A 17998-nucleotide genomic window follows, 5' to 3' on the forward strand; every position below is an offset into this window, starting at 1 on the left:
AGGCGGCGCTGGTCAAGACGTATGTCGCCTGGCCGAAGATTCGTGCGGGCGGCGCCATGGCCTACAGCCGCCGCATCCTCGCCAACCATCGGGTTGACGCCTGGCGCAGCACCCGCCGCGAGATCGTCACCGACACCCTGCCCGAGCGCGTCACCCCGGTGTCGACCGCCATCGACGACCGCGACGAGATCCACCGGTGGCTGGCCGGACTGCCCGACGCCCAGCGGCGCGTGGTGGTGCTGCGGTTCTACTCCGACCTGTCGGAGCGCGACACGGCCGAGGCGCTCGGCATCAGCGTCGGCGCCGTGAAGTCCCTCGGCTCGCGTGGGCTCGCGGCACTTCGCGAGGTGGCCCACGAGGGCCGGGCGAACGAGCGCGAGACGAACGAGCACGAGACGACCGTCGAGAGGACCCCCCGATGACCCACCAGGCCCCCGAGGACCTCCGCGCCCGTCTCGACCGCGCGGCCCCCTCCTCCTACCCCGCGCTCGACGTCGATGCCGCTCTCGAGCGCGGTCGCCGCACCGTGCGGCGTCGTCGTGTCGGCACCGCGCTCGTTGCCGCCGCCGTCGCCGTCGTCGCCGCCGGATCCATCTTCTTCGGTGGAGGGCTGCGGCTCAGCTCACCACAACCGGCCGACCCCTCTCACGTCGCGGGTGTCGTCTCGTGGTCCCTGCCGCAGACCGTCTCGGGCGGTGGGGAGACGGACTATATGGTCGTGGTGCACATCCCCGACGGCGAGCACCAGCAGGTCGACTTCGTCCACGTGACCGACTCCGGTCCCCAGACGTTCGCCCGGACCGTCATCGACCTGCGCCACCCCCTCGCGACGTGGAAGGCCTCCCCGGGAAGTCAGGTCGTTCTCGGCCTCATCCCCAGCACCTCCGTCTCCCAGGTGCAGCTGGACGCTGGCGGGGGCATGGGACCGAACACCGCCGTCATCCCCCATGTGGGATGGACCGCGTTCTCCTTCGTCCTGGGGCGAAGCGGGGCGGGAGCCTCGACCTTCCGGGGCATCCAGTGGAGTGATCTCCAACATCGACCCATCGACGCACAGGGCCGCCCGGGCACTGTCGCTCCCCTGGGATCGGGGTGCTGGGCGACGTCATCGGCCGACCACCGAGACCTCGGCCTCGACTGCGGTGCCCACGGGGTGACGTCCTTCTCCCACATCGTGACGACACCCGACGTTCTGTGGGCCCAAGGCTTCAGCAGCAGCGACGGGGTGCATCAAGGACTCGGGGTTCCCCGAGGGAGCACCGGCTGCATCGTCAGAGACGCCAGCGGCCAGGAGCAGCCCCTCCCGACCGTCCAGCTCGGCCAGTACCAGTTCGGACTGCACAATCTGACCTTCCGCGATGGCACCGGCCACGCGGACTCCGTCAGGTGCCGCGACAGCTCAGGAACCCAGCGGGAGTACCGCCTGCCGTGACGACCGTCAGCCCTTCGGCGCCGGCTCCACCAGTGTCGGCCGGCCGGGCTGCTCGCCGCCGCGGGCGTCGAGGTAGCTCTGCTTCGGCACCATGACCTTCCGCCGGAAGATGCAGACGAGGGTGCCGTCCTGCTTGTAGCCCGTGGTCTCGACGTGGACCACGCCACGGTCGTCCTTGCTCGCCGACTCGCGTTTGTCGAGGACGGTCGTCTCGCCGTAGATCGTGTCGCCGTGAAAGGTCGGGGCGACGTGCTTCAGCGACTCGACCTCGAGGTTCGCGATGGCCTTGCCGGAGACGTCGGGGACCGACATCCCGAGCAGCAGCGAGTAGACGTAGTTGCCGACGACGACGTTGCGCCCGAAGTCGGTCGTCTCCTCCGCGAAGTGGGCGTCGAGATGCAGCGGGTGGTGGTTCATCGTCAGGAGGCAGAAGAGGTGGTCGTCGTACTCCGTCACCGTCTTGCCGGGCCAGTGCTTGTAGACCGCCCCGACCTCGAACTCCTCGTAGCTGCGCCCGAACTGCATACCAACTCCTGCTCGTCGACGTTCTGGGGGTCGAACTGCTCCGTGGTCGAATGGTCGCATGCGCCCGGTCACCCGCACGTCCGCCCTCGTCGCTTCCGCTGCTCTCGTCGTCGTGTCTCTGACGGCCTGCAACACCTCGACGGCGACCTGCACCAACGGCTCGTGCGACGTGACCCTCGGCGGCAAGGGCAGCTCGATCACCCTGAAGACCAACCAGGTCCGGGCGCCCTACGGCAGCGTCATCGTGGTCTTCGAGGGCGCCAGCGGCGGCTCCGCCGCCCTCAACATCCATGGCCAGACCGGCACCTGCACCCAGGGCCAGTCCATCGCTCTCGCGCAGCTCTCCATCACCTGTGCCAGCGTCAAGGACGCCGAGGTCAAGTTCACCATCACCGCCGCCTGAACTGGGCGGGCGCACTTGACTCAGTACGGGGGACGCCTAGCGGGTCGAGCAAGGTCACGCTCCCCCAGCCCCGGTATGCCGCAGGGTCAGCTCTGCGCGCCCGGCGCCCGCCGCCGCTGCCGGCCCGACCGCGAGTCCTGCACGAGCCGGGCGACATAAGTGCCGAGCGACACGCCCGCGGCGATCCCGATGCCGACGCCGGCCGCCTCGAGCAAGGTCGCGAGGCCCTCGTAGAGCCCCGGTCCGGACGGGTCGGAGACGATCTGGAAGATGCCGCGGTAGACGACCGACCCCGGCAGCAACGGGACGATGCTCGCCGTCATCACCGCGAGGGCCGCCAGCCGCAGCCGGCGGGCCACGAGCTGCGCGGTCACGCCGACGAGGAACGCGGCCACGGCACTGGCCGTCGGCCGGCCGGCCTGCAGGGCGGTCATCCCGAGGTAGATCGCCCACCCGGCCCCGCCGGCGACGCCGGCCGCGACTGCGGTGGTGCCCGCGGCATACGAGACGATGGCGAAGGCGGCGGAGATGACGACGGACGCGACGACCTGCACGACCCCGTTGGTGGAGGAGACGACGTCCGGGCTGATCGTCATGACGACCCCGAACCGCTTGAAGAGCGACAGGACGACGGTGATGCCGACGACGATGCCGAGCGTGAGGACGACGACCTCGAAGGCGCGGGCGCCGGCCGTGACGTAGAACCCCTCGATCGCGTCCTGCGCCGAGCCGACCACGGACAGCCCGGAGAGCAGCACGACGATCCCCGACGCCACGACGAGCGAGGGGACCACTCCTCCCAGCATCCCGGTCCCGCTCTGCAGCAGCGAGACCCCGATCGCGACGAGCGTGGGGATGGCCGACCCGATCGCCTGGGTGAAGAACGCCTCGACGCCCACGCGCCGCAGGCGGTGCTGCACCCGGTCGACGAGCGCCGCGCTCAGGGCGCTGAGCGCCATGATCAGCGCGCCACCACCGACGATCGCGGCGGCCCCGGCGGCCAGGACGGCCACCGCGAGCGTGCCGACCCACCGCCGATAGGGGTGCGGGGCCTCGATGACGGCGTCGAACCGCAGCCGCGCCTCCGCCACGGGAAGGGGGTTGCGGTCGAGCTCGAGCACCAGGTCACGCAGCCGCTCGAGCCGGCTGAAGTCCTGGGAGCGGGTGCGCACGACGCGCAGCAGCGTCACCGGCTCGACCGCGGGCCCCCGGTGGTAGGACACCGCGACGGAGCTGAAGGTGATGTCGACGTGGACCCCACGCAGGCCGTAGACGCCGGTCAGCCGGAGCACCGTGCCGACGACGTCGGCCGCGGCCGCCCCCGTCGACAGCAGGGCCACTGCCGCGCGCATCGCGAGGTCGATGACCGACAGCGCGGTCTCGCGGTCGACGCCGTCCGGCCCGGTCCAGACGACGGGGATGCTCTCCGACGGCGGATCGGTCGGGCGGAGCGCATGGCGGGTCCGGCCCCGCAGCGGCGACTCCCGCGCGACGCGGTTGCCCCCGTCGGCCGCCGGGCCGGGGCGCTGCGGGTCGGCATCGGTCACCCGGTCAGTCTCCCAGAGCGTGTGACAGCCTGTACTCGTGAACCCTCTCGCGCTCTCCCCCGCCTCGCGGCAGGCCGCCATCGACGACCTCGCGGCGACGAGCCGGGGCATCGAGCTCGACGTGCTCGTCATCGGTGGGGGCGTCGTCGGCACGGGGTGCGCGTTGGACGCGGTGACCCGCGGGCTCACGACGGGTCTCATCGAGGCCCGCGACTTCGCCTCGGGCACCTCGAGCCGGTCGAGCAAGCTCATCCACGGGGGGCTGCGCTACCTCGAGATGTTCGACTTCCGGCTCGTCCACGAGGCGCTGCAGGAGCGCGGGCTGCTGCTGACGCGCCTCGCCCCCCACCTCGTGCGGCCGGTCCCCTTCCTCTACCCCCTCACGCACGCGGTCTGGGAGCGGCCCTACGTCGAGGCCGGGCTGACCCTCTACGACTCGATGGCCCGCGGGTCGGGCAACGCGGCCGGGCTGCCGTGGCACAAGCACCTCTCCCGCCGTGGCGCGCTGAAGATCGCCCCGGCCCTGAAGCGGTCGGCCCTCGTCGGCGCGGTGCAGTACTACGACGCCAAGGTCGACGACGCCCGACACACCATGGAGCTCGCTCGCACCGCCGCGACCTACGGCGCGCACGTCGCGTCGCGCGTCGCCGCGGTCGGCTTCCTCCGCCAGGGCGAGCGGGTGACCGGGGTGCGCGCGGTCGACAAGATCACCGGCCGCGAGTTCGAGATCCACGCCCGGCAGGTCGTCAACTCGACCGGGGTCTGGACCGACGAGACGCAGGCGATGATCGGCGAGCGCGGGCAGTTCCACGTGCGTGCCTCCAAGGGCATCCACCTGGTCGTCCCGCGCGACCGCATCCACTCGACCTCGGGCATCATCCTGCGCACCGAGAAGTCCGTCCTCTTCGTCATCCCCTGGGGCCGGCACTGGATCATCGGCACGACGGACACCGACTGGAGCCTCGACAAGGCCCACCCGGCCGCCACCAGCGCCGACATCACCTACCTGCTCGACCACGTCAACCGCTTCCTCACGACACACCTCACCCAGGCCGACGTCGAGGGTGTGTATGCCGGGCTGCGGCCGCTGCTCGCCGGCGAGAGCGACGAGACGAGCAAGCTCTCCCGCGAGCACGTCGTCAACCACCCGACCCCCGGCCTGGTCGTCGTCGCGGGCGGAAAGTACACGACCTACCGCGTGATGGCCAAGGACGCCATCGACGAGACCGCGCGCACCCTCGGCGGGTCCGTCCCCGAGTCGACGACGCAGGACATCCCCATGGTCGGCGCCGTCGGCTTCCAGGCCGTCTGGAACCGTCGCGCCGCGATGGCCCGCGAGTCCGGGGTCCACGTCGAGCGCATCGAGAAGATGCTGCTGCGCCACGGCGTCCTCACCAGCGAGGTGCTCGCGCTCATCGCTGACGACGCCGAGCTCGGCCAGCCGCTGCCCGGCGGCGAGGACTACCTCAAGGCCGAGATCGTGTATGCCGCGTCGCACGAGGGCGCGCTGCACCTCGACGACATCCTCGCCCGCCGCACCCGACTGTCGATCGAGTCCTGGGACCGCGCCGTCGGCGCCTCGAGGACGGCCGCCGAGCTCGTCGCCCCGGTCCTCGGCTGGGACGCGGCCGGCATCGACAGCGAGGTCGAGCACTATGCCCAGCGCGTGGAGGCCGAGCGGGTCTCCCAGACCATGCCGGACGACCGGGCCGCCGACGGGGCCCGGCTGATGGCTCCCGACATCAACGGCTGACCCGACATCAACGGCTGACCCGGCCCGCAGGGACCACGCCGGTGGTGCTGTCCCTGGGGGGTTGGCCACCGGCCTACCGGATCGTTACCGGAACCCGGGTCTGCAGGCCGCCGTAGCCGGCCGTGATCTGCACCGTGCCGGTGAACAGGAACGCCTGCACCCGGCCCGGCGTGAGGAAGTTCGCGACGCTGGCGAGCAGGAAGCTGGACGACGACCACTGCGCCTGTCCCGTGACGTTGGTCAGGGTGCCGTCGGAGTAACGGGCCGTCGCCGTGAGGAAGACGGATCCGAGCCGGCCGATCGTCGGGGCGACCGGGGTGACCGTCAGGCCGACGAGGGTCGCGGCGGTCACGGTGACCGTCGCCGAGGTGCTCGCGCCGCCGTAGCTCGCCGAGACGGCTGCCGAACCGACTCCGGTCGCCGTGACGAGCCCGGTGGCGGAGACGGTCGCCACGGACGGCTTGGCGCTCGCCCACGTGGCTGTCGAGGTGACGTCCACGGTGGTGCCGTCGGAAAGGGTGGCGGTGGCGGACAGCTGCTTCGTCAGGCCCTTGGCCAAGGTGGCCGGGGCGCCGCCGATGGCGACGGCGGTGACCCGGCGGACCGTGAGGACGCTGGTGGCAGAGGAGGACCCGAGCGTCGCGGTGACCGACGCCGTGCCGGCTCCGGTTCCGGTGACGACACCTGCCGCAGAGACGGTCGCCACCGTCGGGGCACCAGAGGTCCACGTCACCTGCCCGGTCACGTCGGCGGTGCTGCCGTCCGAGTAGGACCCGGTCGCGGTCAGGGTCGCCTGGGCGCCGACCATGATGCTGGCCGACGGCGGGGTGACGACGATCCCGGTGAGGACCGGGGCGTTGGTGCCGATGACCGGGTCGACCCAGTAGTTGTTGCCGTTGAACGTCCCGGTGGGGAACGTCGGGTCGGGGCTGTAGGCGAAGATCCCGTTCGGCACGCCCGCGGTGCCTCCCGGGGCGTGCAGGATGCCGTTGTCCCGGCCCGTGGTGCTGAAGGCCTGCGGATCGACGGAGTAGTGCCCGACGTTGGTGTGGTAGGAGACGACGTAGACCGTGGCCGCGGCCAGCTGGACCGGCGCGTCGAAGGTGACCTGCTGCCACCCGTTGGCGGACTCGCCGGCGAAGGTCGTCCGCGCGAGAAGCTGGCCGTCGGCCGTCCAGAGGCTCCCGACGTGCACACCGGTGTTGGCGTCGGCCTTGTAGAAGCGCAGCCCCACCGCCGGGCTCGCCACGTCGACGGTGAAGTGCAGGCCGAGCTCGACGGCGGCCGGGTCGCCGGCGTCGACGACCGCCGGCACGTCGGAGTCCGACCAGAGGCTGCAGGGACAGGTCGCGGCCTGTGCGGGCACGGCCAGTCCGACCATGCCGAGTGCGACGACGAGTGCCACGAGCACGGCGCGGACGAGGTGTCCGCCGGGCCGGCCGGTCCAGCGGGGCGGGTGGCCCTCACTCGTTCGCGGGGAGACGGGGACGCCGGGGCGTCGGAGAACGGGAGAGGTGGGCATCGATGTCTCCTGCTGACCACGGACTGTTGCACACAGATCCGCGAGGTGGTCGCCCTGCCAGGCGTGCTCGGCACGCTAGCGCTCACGAGGAACCCAGGTCGGCCAAATGCCGGAAGTTGGCCGCACAGTGACGAACGAACGGGGAGAAAGGGTTTGATAGGGGGGTGACGCCCGCGGCCCCCCGCTCTCCCCGCTCCCCCGGCGATCGTGCCGACGCGGACGGCCCGGTCGACATCTTCACCGGGCGCCCGATCCGGCCTCGCCGCCCGGAGAGACCCCGGCGAAACCCATTGCGAGAGCTATCAACCCGCTACCGCCGCCGGATCGTCCTGCTCGTGGCGGCAGTCGTCGTGGTCGTCGTCGCGAGTGTCGTCGTGGGCGTCGCGACCGGCAGGGGCAGAGAGCAGACCACTCCACCGGCGGCCATCGGGCCCCACGACGCCCCGGTGGCGTCGCTGCCGTGGGGCACCGTCGGCCCGGGGTGGACCGCCCTGATCTGGCAGACGGTGCAGGACATCGACGCCGGCTACCAGCGGCGCGGGCTCTACCTCGTCAGCCCGTCGGGCGCCCGATACCGGGTCGGCGACGTCCTCGGCGGCAGGGTCCTCGACGTCTCCCCGGACGGGCGACGCATCCTCGTCTCGACCGGCGGCCAGCCGGCGTCGTCCGTCGTCGAGTGGGACGTCGCGAGAGGCACCTCGCACACCATCGCGCTGGCGCAGGGCGTCTCGGCGCCGGGCGTGGGCACCTCGGCCGTCCGCTACACCCGCCCGTCTGCCGACGCGCTCCTGGTGAGCTATACCGGGGCGGGCACCGCGGGCGTGGTCCTCGAACGGCGAGGGCTGGACGGCATACTGCAGCAACGGTTCCCGTCGATCCCTGACGCCGTGACCGTAGGCTCTGACGCCGCTACGACGGGCCCAGACGCCTCGACAAACGGGTCAGCCCTCCCCGTCCCCACTCCCGACGGACGCGACCTGCTGCTGTCGACGACCACCGGGATGTCCCTCGTCGACACGCAGGTCGGGGCTCTCGTCCGACGGTTCCCCCTCCCGCTCGGCACCGCCTCCTGCTCGCCGCGCGGGTGGTGGGCTCCCGGGGTGGCCCGGGTCCGGTGCGACGCCTCCGGTGGAGGCGGCCTGCCCGGGGCACCCAGCGTGGTGGGTCCCGTCTCCGACGTCTGGGCCTTCCCTGTCGACGGGTCCCCGGCGAAGCGCCTAACCACCGCCGACGGGTCGATGTCGGTGGGCTTCGTCGACGCGTGGGACACCGACATCGGCACGGTCGCGAGGGAGGGGACCCGCGCCTCGGACCCGTGTCCCGCCTCGGCCCTGCAGGACGTGACCCCGGACGGCGCCCGGACCCCGGTCACTTTCGAGGGGGCCACCACCACCCCCGTCTTCCCGCTCGCCGTCCTGGACCGCAGGGCCTACCTGCTGGTCGGCGCCTGCGGGAGACCCTCTGCCCTCGTCGTCGGCGACCTCGCGGGTGGCGCGGCGCACGCTCTGACGGGCGCTGGGGTGGACGGTGGCACCGTCGTCTCGGCGGTGACCATCGGCCGGGACGACTGAGCCCTGCGTGAATGCGGTCCGATCTGCGACGATCCGGTCCGACGAACCTTCGCCCCGGGCGCAACCACCGCGCCCTTCGGGCGTCCACCCCATATGAGAATGCTCGTGACTGCCGGCGCGACACCCGCGCCCGAATGCCGAAGGGCAGGCATGCCGGACCGTAGCGAGAGCGTGCGTCACCCCGACGCCAGGATCGACGTCGAGACCCTGTATGCCGCGCACCGCCTCGCGCTCGTGCGGCTGGCGGTCCTGCTCGTCGACGACGTCGCTATCGCGGAGGACGTGGTGCAGGACGCCTTCATCGCCCTGCACCGTGGGCAGTCCCGGATCAAGGACCCGGGCGCCGCTCTCGGCTACCTCCGCGTCTCGGTGGTCAACGGCGCTCGCTCGACCCTGCGCCGACGCCGCACCGTCCGCAGCTTCCTCAGCCGCGCCATCGCCCCACCCGATGCCGCACCCGCCGACCGCGACCTGATGCGCCGGGAGACCGGCAGTGCGGTCTTCCGAGCCGTCCAGGCCCTTCCCGACCGGCAGCGCGAGGTGCTCGTCCTGCGCTACTGGTCCGATCTCAGTCAACGGCAGATCGCCGAAGCGCTCGGGATCTCCGAGGGCACCGTGAAGTCCACCGCCAGCCGGGCTCTCGACAAGCTCGAGAAGATCCTCGAGGAGTACCGATGAACAACGATGACAACGAGATTCGCGAGCAGCGACTCCGCCGTGCCCTGCACGCCCGGGCTGAGGAGGTGACCGCGCGCGACCTGACCCACACCTGGGGGGACGTCGCGCGGGAGGTCGCCCGATCCGGTGAGGACGCCGAGCCGACCGACATCTTCGGCCGGACGCGAGGCAGTCGACGCCTTCGCAGGTCCCCCGTCGCGACCCTCGCCGCAGTGGCCGCAGCCGTCCTCGTCGTCGGCGGCGTCGCCGTGGCCGGTCTCCGCCACGTCGACACACCCGCCCCGCCGCCGGCCGGCCGGACCGTGGAGTCGACCCCCGTCGCCGGGGTCGCCCCGACCGAGAGGCCGCGCGCCGAGATCCCGTGGGCCACCGTCGGGCAGGGCTGGACGGCTGCGACGTGGGCGGCGACCGACCCGGCCGCGACCGCCGCGACGCTCTATCTGGTGAGCCCCTCGGGCGTGCGCTACGCGGTGGCGCAGGTCTCCCGCTCGACGACCGTCGTCGACGTGTCGCCCGACGGCCGACGGATCCTCACGTCGGCGCAGGGCGCAGGGACGGCCACGGCACCCCTGCCGCCGTCGATCAGCGAGTGGGACGTCCCCACCGGCACCAGCCACCCCGTCCCGCTCGCGTCCGACGTGGCCCCGGTCTCGACGTCCGTGCGCTACACCAAGCCCGCGGGCATGGCGCTGCTCGTCGAGTACGTCGAGGTCGCGACGCAGCGACCGGTCATCGAGCGACGTGCCCTCGACGGCACGCTCCAGCTGCGGTATGCCGCGATCCCGGGACTGCGGGCCCCGCTGTCCGTCGACCGCGTGGGCCCGCTGGGGACCCCCGACGGGCTCGACTTCGTCGTGCCGACGGTGAGCGGCATGGCCCTCATCGGCAATGCCCAGGGCACGCTGGTGCGCAGCTACCCCCTCCCTCAGGGCACCGTCACCTGCTCGCCGGTCAGCTGGTGGTCGGGCGGGATCCTGCTCGCCCGCTGCGACGGGGCAGGCGGGACGACGTCCGACCTGTGGACCTTCCCCGTCTCCGGGGCCCCGGCCGAGCGTCGCAGCCACCTCGCCGGCGCCGGCAGCGCCGGGAGCGCCGGCAGCGGTGCTGAGACCGGGGCGGCGGCCGGATGGCCCACTCCCGTGGGCGTGCTCGTCCTCCAGCGGCCCGTCGACGGACTCGACTGCACCACGGCGGCGGTGAGCCTCTCGGCCGGCCCGGACAGCACACCCACGCCGTTCACCCCCGCCCTCCCCGCCGCGCTCGGGACGGCCACCGGCGTCGTGCCGCTGGCGGTCGAGGGGCGTTTCGCCTTCCTCACCCTGCGGGGGTGCGACCGACCCGGAGCGTCGCTGCTGGCCTACGACCTCGTCGCGCACGCGGCATACCCCCTGCTCGGTCCGGGAGCCAACGCGGGCAGCGTGATGAGCAGCGTCACCCTCGACGCCGGCCGCTAGCCGTCCGCCCACCCCACCGATATTCGTCGCGTCGGTGACACAACCTCGGGCCGCCGTGTGGCGTCTCAGGTGTATACGAGCACAGCAAGCGAAGAAGTCATCATGAACGTCTCACCAGTCATCAGCCGCCCTTGCACCGACAGCGCCACCACCCGCGGCCGACGTTCGCGGACGCTCATGAAGATCGCGGTCGCCGCGACCGCCGGCGTCCTGCTCGCGGCCTGCGGCACCGGTGCGCCGAGCACCCAGACGCCGAGCACACGGACATCGAGCACTGCGACTTCTCCCGGGCCCAGCGCTCTTCTCACCGCGAACCCCACGACGTCGACCCCGTCCTCGGGTGCCTCCCCCGCCGTCGTGAGGCAGGCCGCAGGGACCTACACCCGAGCCCAGATCCCCTGGGGCCAGGTCGGATCGGCCTGGACCGGCGTCGTCCTCGTCCCGATCGCCACCTCGACCAAGACCGACCCGGGGGCAACCGCCGGCACCCTCTACCTCGTGAGCCCGGAAGGCGCTCGCTATGCGATCGGCAACACCGCGCCGGGCGACTACATCACCGACGTGACGCCCGACGGCCGCCGCATCCTCATCACCCGCTATGACAGCCGGACCCACGTGGCAGTGACGCAGGTGTGGGATGCGCAGACGGGCGTGGCCCGCACGGTCGCGACGGGAATGGAGTACGGCCACTTCTCTCGCCCCCAGGGCACGGCCGTGATCGGGAAGGTGGTCGGAGCCGACGGGGTAGCACACCTCCAGCGCTACGGCCTCGACGGTCGGCTCCAGCTGACCTACTCCATGTCGGGTGTCCCGATCTTCGTGGTGCGCCCGCCCGACGGGCAGAGCCTCGTCGTCGAGACGACGACGGGCGTCACCGTCTTGAGCAACGTCACGGGCACGCCGCTGCGGACGATCCCCACCCCGTCCGGAGCGTCGTCCTGCCGGCCGGTCTCCATGTGGACGAGCACGCAGCTCCTGGTGTCCTGCGACGGCACAGAGAGCGGCGGCTCGTCCTCCGACCTCTACACGGTCCCGGTGGCCGGCGGACCGATCACCCGGATGCCCCAGGCCGAGGTGCAGAACGCCGACGGCCGCTCCGGGTTCGGGTTCGTGGGCGCGTGGCCCAGCAGCGTGGGCGTCATCCTCCAGCGCGGGACCGGGTGCGGCAACGGCGGCTACGCGTTGGTGCGCACGGACGGTCGCGTCACCGCCCTGACGTTCCCGGAGAAGAGCACCTCGGTCGGCGGACCCGTCGTCCTCGGGATCGTCGGGGCCACCGCCCTCCTCTCCGTCTCGAACGGTGGGAGCACCTGCGGCGGAGGGCAGTTCGTCTCCCTCGTCGCCCACGACCTCGTGACCGGGGCGAGCCGTCCCCTGGCCGGCCCGATGGCCGGCACCGGTGCACTCCACGGCCAGCCGGTGGTGCTCGGGGCCGCCGCCTGACTCCCGCGCGGCACCGCACCCTGACGCCCGCGGCATACCGGCTGCCGGGCCGTGGCACGATGTCAGCCGTGAGCGAAGAGCAGCAGCAGAGCGAGAGTCGTGCCCGTCCCATCACCGACGAGCTGAGGTCCTTCATCAGCTCGGGGTGGAGCCCCCGACCGTCGGGCACCCCTGATCGGGCTCCCGTCGCGGACTTCGCGGGGGCGAGACGCGACGCCGTGAGCGAGCGCTTCCCCGGCGAGCGCCTGGTCGTGCCGGCGGGCGGCTTCAAGGTGCGGTCCAACGACACCGACTACGTGTTCCGCCCGCACACCGCCTTCGCTCACCTCACCGGCTTCGGCAGCGACCAGGAGCCGGACGCGGTCCTCGTGCTCGAGCCGCGCGACCAGACCGACGGTGGCGGGCACGAGGCCGTCCTCTACTTCCGTCCGTGGGGCGGCCGCGACTCCGACGAGTTCTTCTCCGACAGCCGCTACGGCGAGTTCTGGGTCGGGGCGCGCCCGACGCTCGCGGACGTCGAGGCCGAGTTCGGTCTCACCGCGCGGCACATCGACGAGCTCAAGGACGCGGTCGGCAAGGATGCCGGACACCTCACCGTCCGGGTGGTCCGGGACGCCGATCCCGAGGTCGCCGCGCTCGTCGACGCGGCCCGCGCCACCGCCTCGGTGGACGTGCGGCCGGCGGCTGAGGAGAAGTCGTCCGAGGTGACCGTGGAGGAGTCGTCGCAGGGAACCGAGACCACCGCGGTCGACCTCGACGAGGAGCTCGCGGCATTCCTCTCGACGTTGCGTCTCGTCAAGGACGAGTGGGAGATCGCGCAGATGCGCGCGGCGGTCGCCGCGACGCACCTGGGCTTCGACGAGGTCATCGCGCACGTGCACGACGCCGTGGTCAAGGACCGCGGGGAACGTTGGGTCGAGGGGCTGTTCGGCCTCCACGCCCGCCACGAGGGCAACGGCGTCGGCTACGACTCCATCTGCGCGAGCGGCAACCACGCGACCACCCTGCACTGGATCAAGAACACCGGCGAGGTCAACGAGGGCGAGCTGCTCCTCCTCGACGCGGGCGTCGAGGTCGATGCCCTCTACACCGCCGACATCACCCGCACCCTCCCGGTCGACGGCACCTTCGGCGAGACCCAGCGCCGCATCTACGACGCCGTGTATGCCGCGCAGGAGGCAGCCATGGCCGTCATCCGTCCGGGGGTGAAGTTCTCCGACGTCCACTACGCCGCGATCCGAGTCATCGCCGAGCACCTCCACGAGTGGGGCTTCCTGCCCGAGGGCATCGACGTCGAGGCGTCGCTGGACAAGGAGCACGGCCAGCACCACCGTCGCTGGATGGTCCACGGCACCAGCCACCACCTCGGCCTCGACGTCCACGACTGCGCCCTCGCCACCCGTGCGGACTACTCCGACGCCGAGCTGAAGGCCGGGATGATCCTCACGGTCGAGCCGGGCCTCTACTTCAAGGCCGACGACGAGCTGGTCCCCCCCGAGTTCCGTGGCACCGGCGTCCGCATCGAGGACGACATCCTCGTCACCGCGGACGGCTACGAGAACCTGTCCGCCGCCCTGCCCCGGTCGGCCGACGACGTCGAGGCGTGGATCGCGCGGCTCCGGGCCTGAGAGTTGGTCAGGGCCTGGCGATTGGTCAGGGTCGGACAGCGCCGCGGACCGGGCGCCACAGCACGGGGTAGCGCCAGAACCGGCCCTGCGACGCCTGCACCGCCCCGATGATGCTCATCACCGTGGAGCCGGCGGCGGTCAGGAGCATCAGGATGAAGACGGTGAAGAGCACGGCGAAGGGTGGGTCCTGCGGACGGGTGAGGAGGGCGGCCAGGTAGATCCCCCCGAAGACGTTCCAGAGGACGCCGAAGCAGATCTGGGCGTTCAGCGCCTCGCTCGAGTGGTGCCGGACCAGTGCCGCCTGCTTGCCCACCGTCAGGCGGATGACGATGACGGCGACGAGGGGGAGGACGAAGAAGCTGAGATGGGACAGGACCGCCCACGTCCGGTCGACGTTGCCGCTGTCCTGCGCGCCGCCGCTGCTGACGGCGTTGCCAGTGACGATGCGCGCTGCCGTCCACGCGCGTCCGTCCCACCACCGCAGTTGGCCTGGCCGTCGGCATACCAGCCCGGGGGTGCGACGGGACGGTCCTGAGGCATCTGGGTCACCCGTCCATCTTCCTGCACATCACGTCCGACGGGATCGATCTTCGGAGACCGGCTTGTCGAACAACCTGAGCTCCTCCTCGTCAGGAGGTTGGAAGATCCTCGCCCACTCCTCGAAATGAGCCCGTGTCATGGGTGAGGCGGTCCACGCGCCTCACGCCCGTGCGCCGTGCGGCTCGCTCGATCAGCTCCTCAAGGGGCGCAGCGCGATAGTGCAGCTCGACTCCCACCCCCAGCGCTCGTGCCCCGAGCCGCTTCTCGTCCCGTTCCACTCGCGCCCAGTGGCCCGGTGCCCATCTGCTGGGCCTCAGGTCGAGCTGATCCGCTCGAGCATCGCAGGCGCGGCGACATTGCGGTAGAACCACACGCCGTCGATGGTCGAGGTGAACGACGGCTCGCCCCCGGTGGCGGTGTCCCGGCGCCGACCGGAGCCCAGTCCCAGGCCGAACACTCCTGCCACCAACCGTCCACCCTGGTGCAGGGCCGCATCGGTGTCGAACGTGCACGTCCCACCTCCGCGTGGCAGCAGGCTCCCGACCCGCTCTGCGTAGCCGGTCGCGGCGACGACCAGGTCGGCGGATACGACCAGCTTGCTCACCGGTGTCGTCGTGAGCTCGACCCGGGTCTCGGCGCCGTCGCGGATCGCGCGGTACAGCGCGGCCGAGTCGTTTCGTAGGCCCCCGAACCGGAATACCCGTCCGGTCGCCGGACAGACGTCCCGTGGGCCGAATCGGCATCCATCGGCGGCCGCCGCAGCCGCGTCGGCATAAGTGACCCGGATCGGGGAGCGATGGGCGATGGTCACCCGGTCGACCTCACCCCCCTCCAGAAGGACCCGTGCCGCCGAGAACGCGCTGTGCGATCCCCCGACGACCAGGACGTGACCCCGAGCGGCCACGTTGCCGCGGATCACCGCATCGCTGTGCACGACAGCGCCGCCGAGCCCGGAGAGCTCTGCGGGCATCCACGCACGTCCCCCGCAGGCGATGACCACGTTTCGGGCAGCGACCGACTGCGGCCCGGCGGCGGTGGCGATCGTCACCTTCGCTCCCTCCGGACCGGGCGTCACGCTGGTGACCGCGCCGACGACCAGCGCCTGCGCGACGGCGCTCAGCGTCGGTCGGGCCGCCATGGCCAGCAGCTGCGCGGCGACTCGGAGGGGGAGGGGCTCGTCGTCGTCGCAGCGGGCCAGCAGCATCGCCTCGTCCGCCGTGGGTGTGCGCAGGGCGGCCCGCCCGACCTCGGCAAACACCCGGCCGGTCGTGTCCGAGCGGACCGCGTAGCCGCCGAGCTGCCCCGACCCGTCGCCGTCGGGATCGACGACGACCAGCCCCCGATCCAGCCACCTGTCCAGCTCGCCCGCCTCCCGCGCCGCGCTCAACAGGGCCGTGCCCGCCGGACCGAGCCCGGCGACAAGCAGGTCGGTGGAGGCCGGGGTCGACCCGGCGTGGTGCGCGGCTGTCGGCGTTGCGGACGTGATCGTGGTCATGGATCAGACCAGGTCTGTCGCACGGGTGGGGCACACCGGGTGCCCCTGCGGGGCGAGCGCCTGTGCCGTGAACAGCGTCGACCACGCGTTGATGTCCGCCGAGCCCGGCTCGTAGGGAACACCCTGGTGATGGCCCTGGGTGCGCACCAGAAAAGCCCGGGCCGCGTCGATCACGCGTCGGTAGCGGTTCTCGTCGGTCAGCCGCATCAGCCGGACCGCCTGTGCGGTGGCGTCGGTGCGCTCAGGCCCGCTGGCCTCGTCGCCGTCGTGCCATGCGCGCCAGCCGCCGCTCACACCCTGTGTCCGCGCCAACCAGTCGACGCCGAGGTCGATCGCGGTGGCCAGACCCGGATCCTGCTCGCCCACCACCAGCAAGCCCTCGAGCGCATAGCAGTGTGCGTGCAGATAGGTCATCCGCGAAGCGGCATGGATGCGGAACCGGCCGTGTTCGTCCTGCAGCGCCAGGGTGCGGTCGCGCAGCTGGTCCAGGCAAGCCCTGATCCCGGTGGACGGCAGCCCGCGCCGGACTGCGGCCGCGAGGGCATGGGCGATCTTGGCCTGATGAGCGCCGAAGGCCATGCTCCACCGGGTGTGCGTCGACAGCTCCTCAGCCGGTTCGGTCCCGCGACCGGTCGACACGGCGTGGACCAACATCGCCGTCCAGCCGAGTACAGGCGGCTCGAGCAGCTCGCTGTCGTCGCGGTAGTCGAGAAGACCGCGGAGGGCCATGGCCGTGTCGAAGACGTAGGTCAACGAGCCCCGCCGCACACCGTCCCCGTCGGCGCCCACGGACAGCGCTCGGTGCAGCTCCTCGGCACGTCCCGGATCGTCGCCCGATCGGCACAGAAAGCTGAGCAGCAACCCGCTCATCTCGGGGTAGGCATAGCCCCGATGCGCGGGGTTGGACCAGCTCAGGCAGTGCCCGTCGTCAGCGTTAAACTCCGTCGACGCCACCCAGCGCGAGAGCGAGTCGACACCCATGCGCGGACTGTACAACGATGGTGTTTCCGGGTGTCGCTCCGTGCGGATCGGGTCGGTGCGGGTGGATCTGATGAGCCGGGACACGGCCCTTGACCGGCTCCGGTCCGCGGTTGATGGTGACGGTCGGCTGGCTGTCGCCTCGGCGAATCTCGACCATCTGCACCATTTCGGGCGTCGCGACCCACCGTTGCCGACCGGGGTGGTGGATGGGATGGAGTGGCTCACCCTGCTCGACGGGCGGCCGGTCGGCAGAGCCGTGCGGCAGGCGTTGGGACCCGGGGCGGCCGAGCTGCATCCGGGCAGCGAGCTGCTGCCAGCAATCCTCGAGCGAATCGACGAGGTCGGTTCCCGGGTCGTCCTCGTCGGCGGCAGCGACGACCTGCGCCGAGCCTGGTCCATCGTGCTGGCCGCCGACTACCCCGGGGTGCGCGACGGGGGCACGAGGCGGGTGGACTGGTCGTGGCTGGACCAGCCGGGATCGGGTGCCGAACTGGCTCGCTGGGTGGCCGACCGTGATGCCGATGTGGTCGTGATCTGTCTGGGTAAGCCGCGGCAGGAGGTGTGGATGCGCGATCACGGCAGAGCGAGCAACGCCGGGTTGCTGCTGGCCTTCGGCTCGGCCGCAGACTACGTCGCCGGCACCGCCCGGCGCCCTCCCCGGTGGGCCCGCCGCCACGGGTTGGAGTGGGCCGTCCGTCTCGCCCGCGAACCTCGTCGGCTGTGGCGCCGCTACCTGCTCGAAGGACCGCGTTCGTGGTTGCTGCTGGCGCGCCGCGGTATCGACGTCGACGTCCGTAGTTAGTGGGAGAGACGTGACTTGGGAGATGGATGGGTCGTGTGGGAGGGGTGAGGCAGACGTTGTGCCACGGTCAATACCGTTGTCCGCTACGGGTATTGACTCTCTCGTCGAACAGGTGTTCGATAGAGGAAAGGAGGGGAGCCCATGACCCAGACACGGACATCGACACCGACCCGGAAGCGATCAGCAGCGAGCTTCAGCGCCAGTGCGAGTGCCGGGTATGCCGG

The 17998-nt window shown here is 71.8% G+C and carries 16 protein-coding genes; 10 read left to right on the forward strand and 6 right to left on the reverse strand.

The window, feature by feature from the left end; genetic code table 11:
- Positions 1–422: sigma-70 family RNA polymerase sigma factor (locus tag Q0R63_RS01960; protein WP_295693210.1), on the forward strand; the 422-nt coding region annotated here is incomplete at its 5' end.
- Positions 419–1432 carry a hypothetical protein gene (locus Q0R63_RS01965; protein WP_295693212.1) on the forward strand — a complete coding sequence of 338 codons (1014 nt, stop codon included), beginning with the start codon at positions 419–421 and terminating at the stop codon, positions 1430–1432. The genes Q0R63_RS01960 and Q0R63_RS01965, both read left to right, overlap by 4 nt.
- Positions 1433–1438: 6 nt before the next feature.
- Here Q0R63_RS01965 and Q0R63_RS01970 read toward each other — a convergent pair whose 3' ends face one another.
- Positions 1439–1957, reverse strand: a complete 519-nt coding sequence (locus Q0R63_RS01970) for a MaoC family dehydratase (RefSeq protein ID WP_295693213.1) — start codon at positions 1955–1957, stop codon at positions 1439–1441.
- A 58-nt stretch (positions 1958–2015) separates the two neighbouring features.
- Between Q0R63_RS01970 and Q0R63_RS01975 the strand changes: the two genes are divergently transcribed.
- Positions 2016–2360 carry a hypothetical protein gene (locus Q0R63_RS01975; RefSeq protein WP_295693216.1) on the forward strand — a complete coding sequence of 115 codons (345 nt, stop codon included), beginning with the start codon at positions 2016–2018 and terminating at the stop codon, positions 2358–2360.
- A gap of 86 nt (positions 2361–2446) precedes the next feature.
- On the opposite strand, the gene Q0R63_RS01980 is transcribed toward Q0R63_RS01975, so the two are convergent.
- A complete protein-coding gene (locus Q0R63_RS01980) occupies positions 2447–3907 on the reverse strand; it encodes a threonine/serine exporter family protein (RefSeq protein WP_295693218.1) in 1461 nt (486 codons plus the stop codon).
- A 37-nt stretch (positions 3908–3944) separates the two neighbouring features.
- On the opposite strand from Q0R63_RS01980, the gene Q0R63_RS01985 reads away from it, so the two are divergent.
- A complete protein-coding gene (locus Q0R63_RS01985; protein WP_295693221.1) occupies positions 3945–5660 on the forward strand; it encodes a glycerol-3-phosphate dehydrogenase/oxidase in 1716 nt (571 codons plus the stop codon).
- A 73-nt stretch (positions 5661–5733) separates the two neighbouring features.
- On the opposite strand, the gene Q0R63_RS01990 is transcribed toward Q0R63_RS01985, so the two are convergent.
- Entirely contained in the window at positions 5734–7182 is a 1449-nt protein-coding gene (locus Q0R63_RS01990; protein WP_295693224.1) for a DUF4082 domain-containing protein, read from the reverse strand.
- Between the two features lie 335 nt (positions 7183–7517).
- On the opposite strand from Q0R63_RS01990, the gene Q0R63_RS01995 reads away from it, so the two are divergent.
- The 5 genes from Q0R63_RS01995 to Q0R63_RS02015 all read left to right on the forward strand — a co-directional run bounded on the left by Q0R63_RS01995 (position 7518) and on the right by Q0R63_RS02015 (position 13956).
- Complete coding sequence (locus Q0R63_RS01995; protein WP_295693227.1) at positions 7518–8753, forward strand: hypothetical protein; 1236 nt, start codon at positions 7518–7520, stop codon at positions 8751–8753.
- A 150-nt stretch (positions 8754–8903) separates the two neighbouring features.
- Positions 8904–9431 carry a SigE family RNA polymerase sigma factor gene (locus tag Q0R63_RS02000; RefSeq protein WP_295693229.1) on the forward strand — a complete coding sequence of 176 codons (528 nt, stop codon included), beginning with the start codon at positions 8904–8906 and terminating at the stop codon, positions 9429–9431.
- Positions 9428–10885: a hypothetical protein gene (locus Q0R63_RS02005; RefSeq protein WP_295693231.1), complete on the forward strand. Its 1458-nt coding sequence runs from the start codon at positions 9428–9430 to the stop codon at positions 10883–10885. The genes Q0R63_RS02000 and Q0R63_RS02005 overlap by 4 nt, the downstream gene beginning before the upstream one ends.
- 102 nt (positions 10886–10987) lie before the next feature.
- Positions 10988–12328: a hypothetical protein gene (locus Q0R63_RS02010; protein ID WP_295693233.1), complete on the forward strand. Its 1341-nt coding sequence runs from the start codon at positions 10988–10990 to the stop codon at positions 12326–12328.
- A 68-nt stretch (positions 12329–12396) separates the two neighbouring features.
- A complete protein-coding gene (locus Q0R63_RS02015) occupies positions 12397–13956 on the forward strand; it encodes an aminopeptidase P family protein (RefSeq protein ID WP_295693235.1) in 1560 nt (519 codons plus the stop codon).
- A gap of 25 nt (positions 13957–13981) precedes the next feature.
- Here the strand turns inward: Q0R63_RS02015 and Q0R63_RS02020 are convergent, their stop codons facing one another.
- The 3 genes from Q0R63_RS02020 to Q0R63_RS02030 all read right to left on the reverse strand — a co-directional run bounded on the left by Q0R63_RS02020 (position 13982) and on the right by Q0R63_RS02030 (position 16972).
- Entirely contained in the window at positions 13982–14464 is a 483-nt protein-coding gene (locus Q0R63_RS02020; RefSeq protein ID WP_366521064.1) for a DUF4870 domain-containing protein, read from the reverse strand.
- Between the two features lie 345 nt (positions 14465–14809).
- The gene (locus Q0R63_RS02025) at positions 14810–15991 is read right to left on the reverse strand and encodes a SidA/IucD/PvdA family monooxygenase (RefSeq protein WP_295693238.1); all 1182 of its coding nucleotides are present in this window, start codon (positions 15989–15991) and stop codon (positions 14810–14812) included.
- Between the two features lie 3 nt (positions 15992–15994).
- On the reverse strand, positions 15995–16972 hold the full coding sequence (locus Q0R63_RS02030; protein ID WP_295693240.1) for a hypothetical protein: 978 nt from the start codon (positions 16970–16972) through the stop codon (positions 15995–15997).
- A gap of 211 nt (positions 16973–17183) precedes the next feature.
- Here Q0R63_RS02030 and Q0R63_RS02035 point away from each other — a divergent pair, with 211 nt between their 5' ends.
- Positions 17184–17774, forward strand: a complete 591-nt coding sequence (locus tag Q0R63_RS02035; protein WP_295693242.1) for a WecB/TagA/CpsF family glycosyltransferase — start codon at positions 17184–17186, stop codon at positions 17772–17774.
- The last annotated feature ends 224 nt before the right edge of the window (positions 17775–17998 follow it).

The organism is Lapillicoccus sp. (genome assembly GCF_025353065.1).
Taxonomy (GTDB): Bacteria; Actinomycetota; Actinomycetes; order Actinomycetales; family Dermatophilaceae; genus Lapillicoccus.